At 72.4% G+C, this 16,377-nt stretch carries 14 protein-coding genes; 7 read left to right on the plus strand and 7 right to left on the minus strand.

Annotated elements, in window-relative coordinates; all coding sequences use genetic code 11:
* Nucleotides 1-133 precede the first annotated feature (133 nt).
* Nucleotides 134-1,615, minus strand: a complete 1,482-nt coding sequence (locus ACIBF8_RS25045) for an aminopeptidase P family protein (RefSeq protein WP_396786051.1) — start codon at nucleotides 1,613-1,615, stop codon at nucleotides 134-136.
* 131 nt (nucleotides 1,616-1,746) lie between these two features.
* Between ACIBF8_RS25045 and asnB the strand changes: the two genes are divergently transcribed.
* Nucleotides 1,747-3,708, plus strand: coding sequence for an asparagine synthase (glutamine-hydrolyzing) (gene asnB, locus ACIBF8_RS25050; protein ID WP_347664621.1), 1,962 nt, complete (start codon nucleotides 1,747-1,749; stop codon nucleotides 3,706-3,708).
* Between the two features lie 86 nt (nucleotides 3,709-3,794).
* On the opposite strand, the gene ACIBF8_RS25055 is transcribed toward asnB, so the two are convergent.
* Nucleotides 3,795-4,880, minus strand: coding sequence for a lytic polysaccharide monooxygenase (locus tag ACIBF8_RS25055; RefSeq protein WP_396786052.1), 1,086 nt, complete (start codon nucleotides 4,878-4,880; stop codon nucleotides 3,795-3,797).
* 351 nt (nucleotides 4,881-5,231) lie between these two features.
* Between ACIBF8_RS25055 and ACIBF8_RS25060 the strand changes: the two genes are divergently transcribed.
* Nucleotides 5,232-6,395, plus strand: coding sequence for an XdhC family protein (locus ACIBF8_RS25060; protein ID WP_396786054.1), 1,164 nt, complete (start codon nucleotides 5,232-5,234; stop codon nucleotides 6,393-6,395).
* Nucleotides 6,396-6,505: 110 nt separating this feature from the next.
* Complete coding sequence (locus ACIBF8_RS25065; protein ID WP_396786056.1) at nucleotides 6,506-7,441, plus strand: carbohydrate kinase; 936 nt, start codon at nucleotides 6,506-6,508, stop codon at nucleotides 7,439-7,441.
* 275 nt (nucleotides 7,442-7,716) lie between these two features.
* Here ACIBF8_RS25065 and ACIBF8_RS25070 read toward each other — a convergent pair whose 3' ends face one another.
* Together ACIBF8_RS25070 and ACIBF8_RS25075 are read right to left on the minus strand one after the other, a co-directional pair.
* The gene (locus ACIBF8_RS25070) at nucleotides 7,717-8,547 is read right to left on the minus strand and encodes an MBL fold metallo-hydrolase (protein ID WP_396786057.1); all 831 of its coding nucleotides are present in this window, start codon (nucleotides 8,545-8,547) and stop codon (nucleotides 7,717-7,719) included.
* Nucleotides 8,544-8,948, minus strand: a complete 405-nt coding sequence (locus ACIBF8_RS25075) for a thioesterase family protein (RefSeq protein WP_396786058.1) — start codon at nucleotides 8,946-8,948, stop codon at nucleotides 8,544-8,546. The genes ACIBF8_RS25070 and ACIBF8_RS25075 overlap by 4 nt, the downstream gene beginning before the upstream one ends.
* Nucleotides 8,949-9,074: 126 nt before the next feature.
* Here ACIBF8_RS25075 and ACIBF8_RS25080 point away from each other — a divergent pair, with 126 nt between their 5' ends.
* Nucleotides 9,075-10,169, plus strand: a complete 1,095-nt coding sequence (locus tag ACIBF8_RS25080) for a phosphatase PAP2 family protein (protein ID WP_396786060.1) — start codon at nucleotides 9,075-9,077, stop codon at nucleotides 10,167-10,169.
* 182 nt (nucleotides 10,170-10,351) lie between these two features.
* Here ACIBF8_RS25080 and ACIBF8_RS25085 read toward each other — a convergent pair whose 3' ends face one another.
* From ACIBF8_RS25085 to ACIBF8_RS25095, 3 genes are all read right to left on the minus strand, one after another.
* A complete protein-coding gene (locus ACIBF8_RS25085; RefSeq protein ID WP_396786061.1) occupies nucleotides 10,352-11,749 on the minus strand; it encodes a PH domain-containing protein in 1,398 nt (465 codons plus the stop codon).
* Between the two features lie 43 nt (nucleotides 11,750-11,792).
* Nucleotides 11,793-12,344 (minus strand): PH domain-containing protein, encoded by a 552-nt coding sequence (locus ACIBF8_RS25090; RefSeq protein ID WP_396786232.1) that lies wholly within the window; start codon nucleotides 12,342-12,344, stop codon nucleotides 11,793-11,795.
* A 224-nt stretch (nucleotides 12,345-12,568) separates the two neighbouring features.
* Nucleotides 12,569-12,802: a hypothetical protein gene (locus ACIBF8_RS25095; RefSeq protein WP_396786063.1), complete on the minus strand. Its 234-nt coding sequence runs from the start codon at nucleotides 12,800-12,802 to the stop codon at nucleotides 12,569-12,571.
* Nucleotides 12,803-13,043: 241 nt separating this feature from the next.
* Here ACIBF8_RS25095 and ACIBF8_RS25100 point away from each other — a divergent pair, with 241 nt between their 5' ends.
* Genes ACIBF8_RS25100 through ACIBF8_RS25110 form a run of 3 tightly spaced genes read left to right on the plus strand, consistent with a single transcriptional unit; the run spans nucleotide 13,044 to nucleotide 16,077 of the window.
* Nucleotides 13,044-14,150 carry an AAA family ATPase gene (locus tag ACIBF8_RS25100; protein WP_396786065.1) on the plus strand — a complete coding sequence of 369 codons (1,107 nt, stop codon included), beginning with the start codon at nucleotides 13,044-13,046 and terminating at the stop codon, nucleotides 14,148-14,150.
* The gene (locus ACIBF8_RS25105; RefSeq protein WP_396786233.1) at nucleotides 14,129-15,130 is read left to right on the plus strand and encodes a DUF58 domain-containing protein; all 1,002 of its coding nucleotides are present in this window, start codon (nucleotides 14,129-14,131) and stop codon (nucleotides 15,128-15,130) included. Before ACIBF8_RS25100 ends, ACIBF8_RS25105 begins: the two co-directional genes overlap by 22 nt.
* A complete protein-coding gene (locus ACIBF8_RS25110; protein WP_396786067.1) occupies nucleotides 15,127-16,077 on the plus strand; it encodes a VWA domain-containing protein in 951 nt (316 codons plus the stop codon). The genes ACIBF8_RS25105 and ACIBF8_RS25110 overlap by 4 nt, the downstream gene beginning before the upstream one ends.
* Nucleotides 16,078-16,377 lie beyond the last annotated feature (300 nt).

Raw genomic sequence — 16,377 nt, forward strand, 5'->3', positions numbered from 1 at the left:
GGCTGGCGGAGCTGGCGGGACTGGCGGGACAGGCTGGCGGGACAGGCGGGACAGGCTGGCGGAGCTGGCGGGACTGGCGGGACAGGCTGGCGGGACCGGCTCGGCCGCGGGGCGCGCGCCGGCGTCTCGCTGGTCAGCCAGGGAGCCGGGGACCGGCCTCGCGCTGCTCGGCCAGCCAGGTCTCCACCTCGTCGGAGGTGCGCGGCAGCCCGGCCGACATGTTCACCGCACCGGTCGCGGTGACCAGCACGTCGTCCTCGATCCGAATGCCGACACCGCGCAGCTCGGCGGGGACCAGCTCATCTTCCGGCTGGAAGTACAGGCCCGGCTCGACGGTGAGCACGTAGCCCTCGCCCAGCGCGCCTTCGCGGTACGTCTCCTTGCGGGCGTTCGAGCAGTCGTGCACGTCGATGCCGAGCATGTGGCCGAAGCCGTGCAGCGTCCACCGCCGGTAGACCGTCGACTCCTCGTCCATCGCCTCGTCCACGCTGACCGGCAGCAGACCCAGCTCGGCCAGACCCTCGGCGAGCACCCGCATGCAGGTCAGGTGGACGTCCTTGAACTTCACCCCGGGGCGGATGGCCTCGATGCCAGCCTGCTGTGAGGCGTACACGATGTCGTAGACCTGGCGCTGTAGCGCGGTGAACCGGCCGGTAACCGGCAGGACCCGGGTCACGTCGGCGGTGTAGAGGTTGCGGCCTTCGACACCCATGTCCATCAGCAGCAGGTCACCCGGTCGGGTGGCGCCGTGGTTGTGCACCCAGTGCAGGATCGTGGCGTGCTCGCCGGCACCGACAATCGAGCCGTACCCGACGTCGTTGCCGTCGTGGCGGGCCCGCAGCGCGAAGACACCCTCCAGCAGCCGCTCGGAGACCGCCCGGTCGGCCGGCAGGATCCGGGCCACGTCCTCGAAGCCGCGCACGGTGGCGTCGATCGCGTCCTGGAGTTGGCCGATCTCCCACTCGTCCTTGACCAGCTTCATCTCCGAGATGGCGATGGCCAGCTCCCGGTCCCGGGCCGGCTGCCCCTCGGCGCGGGGTCCGTCGTAGGGGCGGACGGCCGCGTCCACCCGGGCGTCGAAACCGCGCAACACCCGGGTACGCCCCGGAGCCAGGTCGGCGAGCGTCGCCTCCAGGCCGGTCAGGTCGGCGGTGGGCAGGCCCAGCTCGGTCGACTTCTCGCCGAGGGTGTGCCGCCGGCCCACCCACAGCTCCCCGTTGCGGCTGCGGAAGAACTCGTCGGTCTCCCGGGAGGACCGGGGCCGCATGTACAGCGTCGCGTCGTGCCCCGAGCCGTTCGGGCGCAGCACCAGCACGCTGTCGGCGTCGTGGTCGCCGGTCAGGTAGGCGAAGTCACTGCCCGGCCGGAACGGGTAGTCGGTGTCGTTGGCCCGGACCTTGTCGGTGCCGGTGGGAATCACCAGCGTCTCGCCGGGGAACGCCGCCGAGAGGGCCGCCCGCCGCTTGGCGTAGTTGGGCGTCTCCGGGCGGGGCGTCACGGGAAGCGCGGTGTCGCGCCAGCCCTGCCGCATGAAGGACAGGAACGCCTCCGGGAAGTCCGGATCGTGCGATTCCGTACCGTCCGTCGGCGTACCGTCGGTGCGTCCCTCGGTCATTGCGCCGCTCCCTCCGCTTCGTTGCTGGTCCCGACGGTACCGCGCGCCCGATCGGCGGCGCCGCCCCCCGGAGTCGGGTGGATCGACGGACGGCTGCAAGGGCCGACAGGGCGCGTGGAAAGATGGCCACCATGTGCGGACTTCTGGCCTTCTTCAGCGCGAACGGCAACGCCGCCGCGCATCGCGACCACATCGCCGGAGCGTTGGAATGCCTGCACCACCGCGGCCCCGACGAGACCGGGGTCGAGGTGGTCGGCGACGCCTCCGGCCGGTACGCGGACGGCGTGTTCGCCCACAAGCGGCTGGCCATCATCGACGTCGCGTCGAGCCACGAGCCACTGCCCTACGCGAACGGCCGTTACCTGCTCACGTTCAACGGCGAGATCTACAACTACATCGAGCTGCGCGAGGAGTTGATCAGGAACTTCGGTGCCCAGTTCGCCACCGCGGGCGACGGTGAGGTGATCGTCGCGGGCTACCACTTCTGGGGCGAGCAGGTGCTCACCCGGCTGCGGGGCATGTTCGCCTTCGTCATCTGGGATCGGCAGGAGCGTCGGGCGTTCGGTGCCCGCGACTACTTCGGCATCAAGCCGATGCACTACCTGGAGACCGCCGACGGCCTCTACCTGGCCTCGGAGAAGAAGGCACTGCTGCCGTTCGCGCACAGCAACTACCAGGGCGACGCGGGCGTCGACACGGCCAACCTCAGCCATTACCTGACCCTGCAGTACGTCCCCGAGCCCGGCACCCTGCACAAGGGCATCAGCCGGATCGGCTCCGGGGAGTACCTGAACTGGACCCCGGGCGGCCGGATCGACGTCCGCCGGTGGTACCGGCCGGTGTTCCGGCCGGCGCCGGTCGACGACGAGCAGAAGCTCTACCACGAGATCCGCGAGACGCTGCGGGAGAGCGTGCGCATGCACATGCGCTCCGACGTGCCGGTGGGCTCGTTCCTGTCCAGTGGCATCGACTCCACGGCGGTGGTCGCGCTGGCGCGGGAGTTCAACCCGAACATCCTGACCTTCACCGTCGGCTACGACGTGCCGGGGTACTCGGAGATCGACGTCGCCCAGGAGTCGGCCCGGCACCTCGACGTCACCACCATCCCCACCAAGATCGGTCCGCAGGACATGATCGACGCGCTACCGAAGATCGTCTGGCACCTGGATGACCCGGTGGCCGACCCGGCGCTGGTGCCGCTGTACTTCGTGGCCAAGAAGGCCGCCGAGCACGTCACGGTGGTGCTCTCCGGTGAGGGCGCGGACGAGTTCTTCGGCGGCTACACGATCTACCGGGAGCCGCTGTCGTTGGGCACCGTCAACGGTCTGCCCGGCGGTGTGCAGAAGGGGCTGCGCGCGGTCTCCAAGGCGATCCCGCAGGGCGTCAAGGGCAAGAGCTTCCTGGAACGGGGCACCACCCCGATCGAGGAGCGTTACTACGGCAACGCCCGGATGTTCACCGAGGAGGAGAAGCAGCAGCTGATGCGCCGCTACGACCCCTCGGTGCGCTACACCGACGTCACCGCCCCGATCTACGCCGAGTGCACAGAGCTGGACGACGTCACCAAGATGCAGTACGTCGACCTCTACACCTGGCTGCGCGGCGACATCCTGGTCAAGGCCGACCGCATCTCGATGTCGCACTCGCTGGAGGTGCGGGTGCCGTTCCTCGACCGCGAGGTCTTCGACGTCGCGGCGAAGATCCCGGTCGACCTGAAGCTGCCGCCGCGCTCCGACGCCACCAAGTACGCCATGCGTCAGGCGTTGCAGGGGGTCGTGCCGCCGGCCATCGTCAACCGCAAGAAGCTGGGCTTCCCGACCCCCACCCGGGTCTGGCTGCGCGGCGAGATGTACGAGTGGGCCCGGCACGTGCTCAGCACCTCGGGTGCGGGCGACCTGCTCGACCTGTCGTACGCGTTGCGGCTGCTCGACGAGCACAAGCGGGAGGAGGCCGACCACTCCCGCAAGGTGTGGACGGTGCTGATCTTCTGCATCTGGCACGCCATCTTCGTGGCCAAGACCCTCGACCCGGGCATCCAGCGCAATCAGTCGGCGCTGCTCACGAAGCCGGTCGTCGGATCCATGGTCCGCTGACCCACGCCCCACCCTGTTGATCAAGAGGTTTGCGTCATCCGGAGCGGTTCCGGTGACGCAAACCTCTTGATCGTTTCAGGTGGTGGTTAGCGGCGGGCGCAGGTGACCGTGGGGAGTCCGTTGGTTCCTGTGGAGCTCGCTAGGAAGCCGAACGTGGTGGTGCCTCCCGGTGCGACCGTGCCGTTGTAGGCGACGTTCGTCGCCGTCACCGACGAGCCGGACGACGTCTGTGTGGCACCCCAGATCTGACTGATCGACTGTCCGTTGGGCCAAGTCCAGCTCGCGGTCCAACCGGCGAACGGCGTACTGCCGTGATTCATGATCGTGACCTCGCCCTGGAAGCCGCCCTGCCAGGTGCTGCTCACCTTGTAGGCGGCCATGCAGTCACCGCCGGCCGGCGGCGGGGTGGTCGGCGGCGGGGTGGTGGGCGGCGGGGTGGTCGGCGGCGGGGTGGTCGGCGTGCCACCCGGACCCACGCCGGTGACCTGGCCGTTGCCGCCGTCGAAGGTCACGTCGGAGCAGCCGAAGAAGTTCTCCTGCGAGTCCGAGCGGACCCAGCGGGAGTAGATGATGTGCCGGCCACTCTTACCCGACGGCAGGTTGCCGCTGAAGTAGTAGTGCCCATCGTTGGTGCCGACCGCCCCGCGCTGCGGCGGGTTGGTCACCGTCAGGAACGGCTCCTCCAGGTCACTCCAGGCCAGCGCCCGGGTCGGGCTCCAGCTGTTCTTCGTCACGTAGAAGTAGAACGTGCCCGGGTGGTGCGCCCAGTTGCTGTACTTGAAGTCCAACCGCGCCCCGGCGGTCAGGTGGGTCAGCGGCCAGTCGGTGCGCGGCAGATCATAGCCGCGGAAACCGGTGTTGCCGCCGCTGCACAGTTGCCCGTCCGGGATGAAGCCGGTGGTCCGGCCGCCAGCGTCGGAGCGCAGCACGCTGAACCAGTTGTAGAGCGAGTTCGCCCCGCTCTGCGCTACCGCGGCAGAGCACGCGGGGTTGTTCGGCCTGATCTCACCGGTCTGGCTGCGGCCGTCCTGCCAGCACAGGTAGGTGCGGCTGCCCGGCGTCATCGCCGCGCCGTGCGCGGCGGCCGGCTGCGGATTGGACGCCAGGGCGACGGCGCCCAGCGCGAGGGTCACGGCCGCGGTGAGCAACGCGGCCGTACGGGAACGATTCACGGGTTCTCCTGACTCGCGAGGCGCGCTGCCTGAGGCGCCCCGCCGCAATCGGGTCGGATGTGGCCTGATCGCCCCGCTGTCGTGAGCGGTGCGACGATCACAGCGACGTGCCCCGGCGGAACAGCCAGTGGACGTGCGCCGTCGACGGTCCTGTCCTGGACCGGTGCCCTCGCGTCTAACCAACCCGGCAACCGGCGGCGCCGCAGCCCTCGCACCGCCCGGTACGCGTCATCCCACCACGTCATGTGGCCGCAACGCAATAGCCGTTCCTCGATGAATGAGAAGAGCCACCGGCCGGCGTCGCACGCCATATCCTGCGTACGGGGAGAGGGAACGGAGAGGCTGCCGCCGGTGCCGGACGTGTTCGACGAGGTGCACCGCCGGTGCCGCGACGGTGAGCCGGTCGCGCTGGCCACCGTCGTGGCCACCTGGCACTCCGCCCCGCAACCGCCCGGCGCCGCCATGGCGGTCGCGACCGACGGCACCGTCATCGGCAGCGTCTCCGGCGGCTGTGTCGAGGCCGATCTGTACGAGCGAGCCCGCCGCGTACTCGACACCGGCCAAGCCGAGCTGTGCCGCTACGGGATCAGCGACGACGACGCGTACGCCGTGGGGCTGACCTGCGGCGGCATCCTCGACGTGTTCGTGGAACGGGTCGACCCCAGCGCCGTCCCGGAGCTGGACGCGGTCGCCGCCGCCCGCCGCGACGGCCACCCGGCGGCGATCGTCACCTGCGTGGCCGCCCACGCCGACGGCCCACTCACCGAGGCCCGTGCCGATCCGCCGACCGACCCGGCCCGGCGGCTGGGCCGACGGCTGGTGCTGACCGGCCAGGGGTCGATCGGCTCGCTCGGCGACGACCGGCTCGACGACGCCGCCAGCGCCGACGCCCTCGGTCTGCTCGCCGCCGGGCACAGCGGGATGCTCCGGTACGGGTACCACGGGCAACGCCGAGGCGGCGGCATCAGCCTCTTCGTGACCGTGTACGCCACCCCGCCCCGGATGATCGTCTTCGGGGCGATCGACTTCGCCGCCGCGGTGGCCCGGATCGGCGCGTTCCTCGGCTACCGGGTCACCGTCTGCGACGCCCGGCCGGTCTTCGCCACCGCGCGACGCTTTCCCGAGGCGGACGAGGTGGTGGTGCAGTGGCCGGACCGCTACCTGCGTACGGAGTTGGCGGCCGGTCGGCTCGACGAACGGGCGGTGGTGTGCGTGCTGACCCACGACCCGAAGTTCGACGTGCCGTTGCTGGAGTTGGCCCTTCGCCACCCGCTGGCGTACGTCGGCGCGATGGGCTCACGGCGTACCCACGACGAGCGGCACAAGCTGCTGAGCGAGGCGGGGCTCAGCCCGGCGCAGCTCGCCCGGCTCGCGTCCCCGATCGGGTTGGATCTCGGTGGTCGTACCCCGGAGGAGACCGCGGTGAGTGTGGCCGCGCAGATCGTCGCGGCCCGGTGGGGCGGCACCGGCCGTCCCCTCGCTGCGCTGGACGGGCCCATCCACCAGCCGGGGTAGCGCGGCGTTGCGTCGCCTTCGGCGCCCACCGGGCCCCGCGCTGTGCCAGCCTGGTGCCACGGCGATCGGTTCGGCGAGCGGCGGCCGGTGGCGACGACGAGAGGATCGGCATGGGATACGCGGTGGTGCTCGGCGAGGCGCTCGTCGACCTGCTCGACAGCGAACTCGACGGGGAGCGGGTCTATCGGCAGGCCATCGGCGGCGGACCGCTCAATGTCGCCGTCGGGGTGGCCCGACTCGGCGGTGCGGCACAGTTCGTCGGCTCGCTCGGTGACGACGCGCTGGGCGGCCGGATCCGCGCCTTCCTCACCGCGGCCGACGTCGGGGTGGCCGGTGCGATCACGGTTCCGGCGCCGACCACGCTTGCGGTGGTCACGTACGCCGGGCCGGAGCCGGACTTCCGGTTCTACGGCGAGCCGGCGTCGTACGGACTGCTCGGCCCCGACGATCTGGATCTCGCGCTGTTGGAGGGCGCCGACGTGCTCTACTGCGGCTCGATCGTGCTGCTGCGACCCGGCACGCTGGCCGCCGCCCGACGTGCCTGGTCACTCGCCACCGGTCTGCGGGTCTTCGACCCGAACGTGCGTCCCCGGCTGCTGAACGGACCGGCCGCGCTGGAGGAGTTGCGGGCGGTGGTGGCCGAGTTCGCCGCCGGAGCGCACCTGGTCAAGCTGAGCGCCGCCGACGCCGTGCTGCTCTATCCCGGCGAGCCGGTCGAGGGGGTGGCGGCGTACCTCCGCGAGCTGGGGGCAGCCACGGTGGTGGTGACGCTCGGCGCGGCCGGTGCGGTGCTGGCCGCCGCCGACGCCGACCCGGTCCGGGTGCCGGCCCCCAAGGTCAACGCGATCGACGCCACCGGCGCCGGTGACTCGGTGATGGCCGCGCTGATCGCCGACCTGCTCGCCGACGGCGAGCCGGAGGACCCGCAGGGCTGGGCCGAGCGGGTCGCCTTCGCACTGCGGGTGGCCGGCCTGGTCTGCGAGTCCCCAGGCGGCGCCACCGCCATGCCCACCCGCGCCGCCGTCCAAAACCGCTACAACACCTAACTCGGAAGTAGACCTACTTCCTCCCGGTTAGGGCCGCTTCGCGCAGCGGAGCGACAGGGACTAACCCCACCCCGCACCCCCGACCCCCGCGCCGATCTTGCAGTTTCGGTCGTCCTTTAGTCCGCTTTGCTCATCTTCATGCCCACACAAAGTGCAAGATCGCGGCAGAGGGGGCGCGCGGGGGGAGGGCAGGGGGGCGCGCGGGGGGGCGACGAGGGAGGACGGGTGGCGCCGGCGCCTACCGGCCGTGGCGGCGTACCCAGGCGTGGCCCGGGTCAGGCAGCGCCGGTCAGTTCGAGGTAGCCGCGGTGCGCGGCGACCAGGGCGGGGCGGGCACCGAAGGGAGCCTCGGCGGCCACCCGCTCCGCGGGCGCGCTGCCGGTGTGCGCGGCCCGGATCAGCCAGGCCAACTTCGCCAGCTCCGCGTGCTGGGCGCGGACGAAGTCGACGTCCACCGGGTCACCGTGGCCCGGGATCACCACCGTGCGCGCGGTGGTCAGCCGGAGCAGGTCCGCGACCGCGTCCGGCCACTGCAGCGGGTACGAGTCCTCGAAGGCGGGCGGGCCGCTCTGCTCCACCAGGTCCCCGGCGACCACCACGTCGGCGTCCGGCACGTGCACCACCAGGTCGGCCTCGGTGTGCCCGCGCCCCGGGTGCCGCAGCAGCACCCGCCGGCCGCCCAGGTCGAGAGCCGTCTCGACGTGCACGGTGTGCGTGGGGGCGAGCAGTGGGGTGTCGGCCAGCTCGGCGGCGAGCGCCGGGTGCTCGGTGCGCAACTCCTCGTACGCCTCCCGGCGCAGCCGCTCCGGCTCCTCGCGCAGGGCGGTGGCGGCCAGTTCGTGCGCGTACACCGGGCGGGGTGGGTCGCCGGCCAGGACGGCGTTGCCAAAGCAGTGGTCGTAGTGGTGGTGGGTGTTGACCAGCGTCAACGGACGGTCGGTGACCGCCCGCACGGCCGCGGCGAGCGCGGTGGCCTGGGCGGCCGACGAGAGCGTGTCCACCAGAAGCGCCTCGTCGTCACCGACGACCAGGGTGACATTGACCCGCAGCAGCGGCTCGACCAGCACGTGCACCCGATCGGCGACCTCGACGAAACCGGCGTTCACGACGCCCGCCCAGCGCGCTCGACGAAGCGTTTCCGGTCGACCATGATCCGGTCCACCCGGCCCCGGGCCACCGTCTGGTCGCCGTCGCTGACCGTGACCTCGAACGACAGCCGGCGACCGTCGACGGCCGCCAACAGCGCCTGCGCCCGGACCGTCCGGCCGACCACGGTCGGCGCCAGGTGCTCCAGCTCGACCCGGGTGCCCACGGTCGTCGAACCCGGCGGCATCCCGGTCGCCGTCGCCGCGACGGTGGCGGCCTCGGCCAGCGCCAGCACCCGGGGAGTGCCCAGCACCGGTACGTCCCCGGAACCGACCGCCTGCGCGGTGTCCGCGTCGGTGACGGTCAACTCGATCTGGGCGGTCAGACCCGGCGCGAAGGCCGGCTCGGGCTGCTCCTGCATGGTCGTCAGCCTAGGTGCTCACCGGGCTCGCCGAGCACGCGCCCGGCGATCCGGGCGCACCCACCCCCAGCGACCACCGGGTGGTCCCCGTCGGTCGATCCGTCCCCGTCGTTAACCTTGACGACGATGGCCGTCGTGACTGACCCCCAGCCCCCCGCCCGGACCGACCCGCCCGCGTCCCCGGACGGGGGTCGTCGGCGCGTCGTCGCCATGACCATCTGGGCGGTCGCGTTCGTCGGCGCGTGGCTGGCCATCGGATTGCCCACCGACCCGGCGTACGCCTTTGTCTGGATCTGGGCCGCGACCATCGCCTGGAACAGCGAGCGGCCGTGGCGCAGTCACCTGCGTTTCGCCCGGGACTGGGTGCCGGTGGTGCTGCTGTTCGTCGTCTACAACCTCTCGCGCGGGTTCGCCGACAACGGGGCCACCCCGCACGCCATGGAGTTGATCGTCGCCGACCGGTTCATGTTCGGCTGGGCCACCGGCGGGGAGGTGCCCACCGTCTGGTTGCAGCAGCACCTCTACCACCCGCAGGTGCACTGGTGGGATGTCGCGGCGAGCTGGGTGTACTTCTCGCACTTCGTGGTGGCGCTGGCCGCCGCCGCGGTGCTCTGGCTGCGCGACCGTCGCCGCTGGGCCGCGTACATGCGGCGCTGGGGTTTCCTCTGCGCGGCCGGCCTGGTCACCTACTTCGTCTACCCGGCCGCCCCGCCCTGGTGGGCGGCGCAGAACGGTCTGCTCACCGAGGTCGCCCGGATCTCGACGCGGGGCTGGAAGGCGTTCGGCATGCACGGCGCCGGCAACGTCCTCAACGCCGGCCAGATCGCCTCCAACCCGGTTGCCGCGATGCCGTCGCTGCACACCGCGTGGGCATTGTTCGTGGTGTTGTTCTTCCTGACCGCCACCCGCCGTCGCTGGTGGCCGCTGCTGCTCGCGTACCCGCTGGCGATGACCTTCACCCTGGTCTACTCGGGTGAGCACTACGTGATCGACGTGCTGGTCGGCTGGGCGTACGTGGGGCTGACCTTCCTGGTGGTCGGCCTGGCGGAGCGTGGCTGGGCGGCGTGGCGTGCCCGCCACCCGAAGCCCGAGTCGAACGGCCCCGCGGAGCAGCCCGCCGCCCCCGCCAACCCTGCCGACCCTGCTGCCAGCGCCGACCCCCCGACCCCCCGCGCCCCGGACACCACCCCCAACCACGCCCCAATCCCCGCCGACCACTAACGCCCCCCACCCTGCCGCCCGTCCGGCGCCCACCCCCACCCGGTGATCATGAAGTTGTTGCCCCGACACGCCGTGCGGGAGGGCAATAACTTCATGATCAACCCAACGGAGCGGGGTGGGGGAGGGAGGGAGCGGGGGAGGGAGGGGCGGGGGAGGGAGGGAGGGGCGGGGGAGGGAGAGCGTCAGGGTTGGGTGCGGGCCTGGTGGGCTCTTGTGGTCAGGTCAGCGGCCAGGGCCCAGGCCTCGGCCAGGTCGCGGTCCTGGGCGGTGGCGCCGGAGCCGCCGGCGGTGTCGGCGTGCACGGAGGCCAACCCGAGACGGCGCTGGATCGGCCCCTGCACCACCCGCACGCTCTGGATGCGGGCGTACGGCACGATCACCAACTGCCGGGTGAGCAACCCCGACCGGGTGGCGAACACCCGCTCGAACAACCCCGCGCCGAGCGCGGTACGGCCCAGTGGGTGCAGCCAACGGGTCCGAGGCGGCGGCGGGCTCAGCGTGAGCGCGTCGAGGCGTACCCCGGGCAGCACCTCAGCGACGATCATCGTCGCTGTCGGCAGGTCGCCGACGGGCAGCAGCCGGTCCGGCCGGTTGCGGTCGTCGGCCTCCGCGACGGAGAAACCGGCCACCTCCAGGCGTAGCCGCAGCCAGCCGTTCACCCGCCACAACAACGGCCAGGTGGCCCGTACGGTCTGTACCCGTTCCAACGGCACGGTCTGCGCCCGCGTCTCCACGAGACCGTTGTGCACCCGCAGCGTGCCCGCGTCGCGGGCCAGCCGGAAGTTCCAGTCGTCGAGCACCCGGCGGATCGGTTGCAGCAGCACACCCGCCATCGCGGTCAGCGTGCTCGCCACCGCGACGAACGACCACGACCCGGCGGTGAGGAACTGCACCACGACGAAGGCCACACCGAACGGGAGCAGGAACGCCTGCGGGGTGAGCAGTTGGCTGACCAGCAGGTTCTGGTTGCGTACCGCGTGCAGTGGCCGGCCCGGCACGGCCGGCGGCGCCGTCGTGCCCGGGGCGACCGGGGCCGCCGCGTCGCCCGGCGCGGGCAGCTGCGCCACCCGCCCGGCCAGCGCCAACAGACGTTCGCGGAGCAGGACCGCGTCACCCACCCCGAGGTACGCCAGTGGCGCCTCGGTCTTGCCCCCGCCGACCACCTCCAGACGCAGCTCGGCCAGGCCGGTCAGTTGGGCGAGCAGCGGCCGAACCACCTCCACGGCCTGCAACCGCTCCAGCGGGATGGCCCGGGTACGCCGCCAGAGCAGCCCCTCGTACACGCGTAGCTCGCGGCCCACCACGTGATAGCCGGTGTTGTACCAGCTGATCACCGACAGCACGGTCGCGCCGAGGGCCAGCATCGCCACCATGGCGGCGAACCAGCCGAAGCCCACCCGGGACAGCGTCGACCAGGACAACCCGGCGATCACCACGACCAGGGACTTGGCGCCGTGCAACACCGGGCTGAGCGGATGCAGTCGCTGCCTGGGCTCGCCGTCGCCAGCGCCCGGCGGTGCCGGCCACGGCGTGGGCACCCCCGGCGTCACGGTGCTCGGCTCGGCGGGGCCGTCGGTCATCGGGCCGGCCCCCGGTCCGGTCGGCGGCTGCCCACCCGGGTGCTCACAGCCCCTCCGCCCGGTCCTCGCCGAGCGCGGTGAGTCGATCGCGCAGCCGGGACGCCTCCGCCGGACGCAGGCCGGGCACCCGGGCGTCGCTCGCCGCCGCCGCGGTGTGCAACTGGACGGTGGCCAGGTCGAAGGCGCGCTCCAACGGCCCGGCGCTCACGTCGACGAATTGCATCCGCGAGTACGGCACGATGGAGAGCCGGCGGACCAGCAGCCCGTGCCGGACCAGCAGGTCGTTCTCCCGCTCGGCGTACCCCCAGGCCCGGACCGCGCGGACGATCGCGACGGCCCGCCACGCGCCGAGCACCAGCACGACGGCGACGGCGAGCCCGAGCAGCCAGTGGCCGCTGAACGCCCAGCCGACCGCCGTCACCGCCAGCCCGATGGCGACCACGATCGCCAGTCGGATCAGCTCCACCCAGATCAGGTCGGTGGAGATCGGCTGCCAGTTGACCGTGTCCGGCCAGGGTTCCAGCGGACCCCGGTCACCCGGCGCGGCCGTCAGCAGCGGGCCGGGCTCGGGCGGCAGGAGGCCGGGGGGCGGCAGGTCGGGTGCGCGCTGGCCGGCGTCGGTTGCCGGCCGATGGCCGGGCGGCAGCGCGCCCGGTGGCAGCGGGGCGGGCGACGACACATCCGGCGCGGCTGGCTCCGGGCCGAGCGTGCCGGGCGCCGGGAACGCGCCGGGCGGCGGCTCGACGCCGGGGGGTGCGGTGGCCGGGGTGGGCGGCCAGGACGGGGAGGTGGGGCCGGGGGAAGCCGGAGGGTCGCCGCTCACAGGTCGAGCGTAGGCGATCCGGGCACCGCAGTGACGGCACGCAGGAAGCCTCGAACCTCCAGGAAGTCACCGAGGCTGCCCCGATGGTCGGCGCAGGCCAACCAGGTCTTGCGCCGATCGGCGTCGTGCAGCCGCGGATTGTTCCACTCCAGCGCCCAAATGGCGGTGGACCGGCAGCCCCGGGCCGAACAGACCAGGGCCTCGTCGGCGGAGGAGGAGGGGGTGCTCATCCCGGCCAGTCTAGGGCGGCGGGACGGAGAGCTTGAGCGCCGGGCGACCACGGGGGGAGCCGCCCGGCGACGGGGTGAATCGTACACGCGGCGGGCCGGTATGTGCACACCCGCGCTGCACGATTCGGCTGCTGGGGACGGCGCGGCGAAAATCGGCTTCTCCCCACCTCGACACTCAGCAAGGCGTGCGAGTCTTGATACCGCACGAGCCGCGACGACCGACAAACGCTGTGGAGGACCGGTGGCCCAGCCGACCATGCCCGACGCCCCGACGCCGAACGGAGCGGCACCGCAGACGCCCGCGCCGCTGACCACACCCGCGCAGGACGCCACCCTGCTGGAGAAGGCGCTGTTCGAGATCAAACGTGTGATCGTCGGGCAGGACCGGATGGTGGAACGGATGTTCGTCGCGCTGCTCGCCCGTGGTCACTGCCTGCTTGAAGGCGTGCCCGGGGTCGCCAAGACCCTGGCGGTGGAGACCCTGGCCAAGGTCGTCGGCGGGTCGTTCGCCCGGGTGCAGTTCACCCCGGACCTGGTGCCGGCCGACATCATGGGCACCCGGATCTACCGGCAGTCGAGCGAGAAGTTCGACGTGGAGCTGGGCCCGGTCTTCGTCAACTTCCTGCTCGCCGACGAGATCAACCGCGCTCCGGCGAAGGTGCAGTCCGCGCTGCTGGAGGTGATGAGCGAGCGGCAGGTGTCGATCGGCGGGGAGAGCCACCGGGTGCCCGACCCGTTCCTGGTGATGGCCACCCAGAACCCGATCGAGCAGGAGGGCGTCTACCCGCTGCCGGAGGCGCAGCGGGACCGGTTCCTCATGAAGATCGTGGTGGGCTACCCGACCGACGCGGAGGAACGGGAAATCGTCTACCGGATGGGCGTGGCCGCGCCCGAGCCGACCGCGGTGTTCGACACCCCCGAACTGATCGCCCTGCAACGCAAGGCGGACCAGGTCTTCGTGCACAACGCCCTGGTCGACTACGCGGTCCGGTTGGTGCTGGCGACCCGCGCCCCGGCCGAGCACGGGATGCCCGACGTCGCGCAACTGATCCAGTACGGGGCCAGTCCGCGCGCCTCGCTGGGCCTGGTCCGGGCCACCCGCGCCCTGGCGTTGCTACGCGGGCGTGACTACGCCCTGCCGCAGGACGTGCAGGACATCGCGCCGGACATCCTGCGGCACCGGTTGGTGCTCAGTTACGACGCGCTCGCCGACGATGTGCCCGCCGACCACATCGTGCAGCGGGTGATGTCGACCATTCCGCTCCCGGCGGTCGCTCCCCGGCAGCAGGCCACCCCGTCGTCGATGGCGCCGCCGCCGGGCGCTGGCTGGCCCGGGCAGCGGCCGTGACCTCACCCACCCCTCGTCCCGCCCCCCTCGCCGACCGCAGCGAGGCCGTGCTGTCCCGGCTTCAGCTCCTCGTCACCCGCAAGCTCGACGGTCTGCTCCAGGGCGACTACGCCGGCCTGCTGCCCGGACCGGGCAGCGAGGCGGGGGAGTCCCGGGAGTACCGGCCCGGCGACGACGTACGCCGGATGGACTGGCCGGTCACGGCACGGACCACCACACCGCACGTGCGGCGTACGGTCGCCGACCGGGAGCTGGAGACCTGGCTCGCGTTGGATCTCTCCGCCAGCCTGGACTTCGGCACCGGGCAGTGGCTCAAGCGGGAGGTCGTGGTGGCCGCCGCGGCCGCCATCACCCACCTGACCGTGCGCGGAGGTAACCGGATCGGCGCGGTGATCGGCACCGGCGGCGGGGTGTCCGCGCCCGCTCGACGCTGGCGCGGCGGAACCCCGCCGGCCGGGCCCGGGGTGCTCACCCGACTGCCGGCCCGCTCCGGTCGCAAGGAGGCGCAAGGCCTGCTGCGTGCCGTCGCCGGCACCGCCATCCGGCCCGGCCGTGGTGACCTGGGGGCCCTGATCGAGATGCTCAACCGCCCACCCCGCCGTCGCGGGGTGGCCGTGGTCGTCTCGGACTTCCTCGCGCCGGCCGAGCAGTGGGCGCGGCCGATGCGCAAGCTGCGCGTCCGCCACGACGTGCTGGCGATCGAGGTGGTCGACCCGCGCGAGCTGGAACTGCCCGATGTCGGCGTACTGCCGGTGGTCGACCCAGAGAGCGGGGAACTGCACGAGGTGCAGACCGCCGACCCACGGCTGCGGCAGCGCTACGCCGACGCCGCTGCCGCCCAACGGGCCACGATCGCCGCCGCCCTGCGCGGCGCCGGCGCGGCCCACCTGCGTCTGCGTACCGACCGAGACTGGCTGCTGGACATGGTGCGATTCGTGGCCGCGCAGCGGCACGCGCGTACCCGGGGGACGACACGATGATCCGTTTTCTGCAACCGTGGTGGCTGCTGGCCGTGCTGCCGGTGCTCGCCCTCGCCGCGTTCTACGTCTGGCGGCAGCTGCACCGCCGGGCGTACGCCATGCGGTTCACCAATGTGGACCTGCTGCGGACGGTGGCGCCGAAGGGCCTGGGCTGGCGTCGGCACGTCCCGGCGACCGCGTTCCTGCTCTGTCTGCTGGTACTGGCCACCGCGCTGGCCCGGCCCGCGGTGGACACCAAGGAGCCGCTGGAGCGGGCCACCGTGATGCTCGCCATCGACGTGTCGCTGTCGATGCAGGCCGACGACGTGGCGCCGAACCGACTGGAGGCGGCCCAGGAGGCGGCCAAACAGTTCGTTAGTGAGCTACCGGAGAGCTACAACCTGGGTCTCGTGTCGTTCGCCAAGGCGGCCAACGTGTTGGTGCCGCCGGGCAAGGACCGGGACGCGGTGACCAGCGCCGTCGACGGGCTGGTGCTGGCCGAGGCGACCGCGACCGGCGAGGCGGTGTTCACCTGTCTGGAGGCGATCCGGTCGGTGCCGGCCGACGGCGCGGCGGGCATTCCGCCGGCCCGGATCGTGCTGCTCTCCGACGGGTTCCGCACCTCGGGCCGGGCGGTGGAGGAGGCGGCGGCGGCCGCGCAGGCCGCCAACGTGCCGGTCTCCACCATCGCCTTCGGCACCGACACCGGCCAGGTCGACATCGGCGGGCAGTTGCAGCGAGTGCCGGTGGACCGGTTGGCCCTCGCTGAGCTCGCCGAGACCACCGAGGGCTACTTCTACGAGGCGGCCTCGGTGAGCGAGCTGAAGCAGGTCTACCAGGACATGGGCAGCTCGATCGGGTTCCGCACCGAGCCGCGTGAGGTGACCCAGTGGTACGCCGGGGTGGCGCTGTTGCTGGCGCTCTGCGCCGGCGCGCTCAGTCTGCTCTGGTCGTCCCGGATGCTCTGACCGCTGGGCCGGCGGCGGTCAGTGATCGCCGCCGGCACCAGCACGGCGCAGTGCCCGCCGCCGGTCAGCGGCGGTCAGTGACCGCCGCCGGCCAGGACGAAGACGACGGCCACCCAGACGGCGGCGAGGGTGAAGCCCAGCGGGGCGACGTAGCGGCTCATGGACGGCTCCGGGTGGCGGCTGGACGGTCCGCGTGCGGGGGCGGACCGCAGGGGGTGGGGACGCGCACACGAAGTCGTGACCGGGCGGCTCCCGGCGACCGCCCGGGTTCGGGCGGCGCGGCACACTCACCTCGGCAGC

Source organism: Micromonospora sp. NPDC050276 (assembly GCF_044459545.1).
Taxonomy (GTDB): Bacteria; Actinomycetota; Actinomycetes; order Mycobacteriales; family Micromonosporaceae; genus Micromonospora.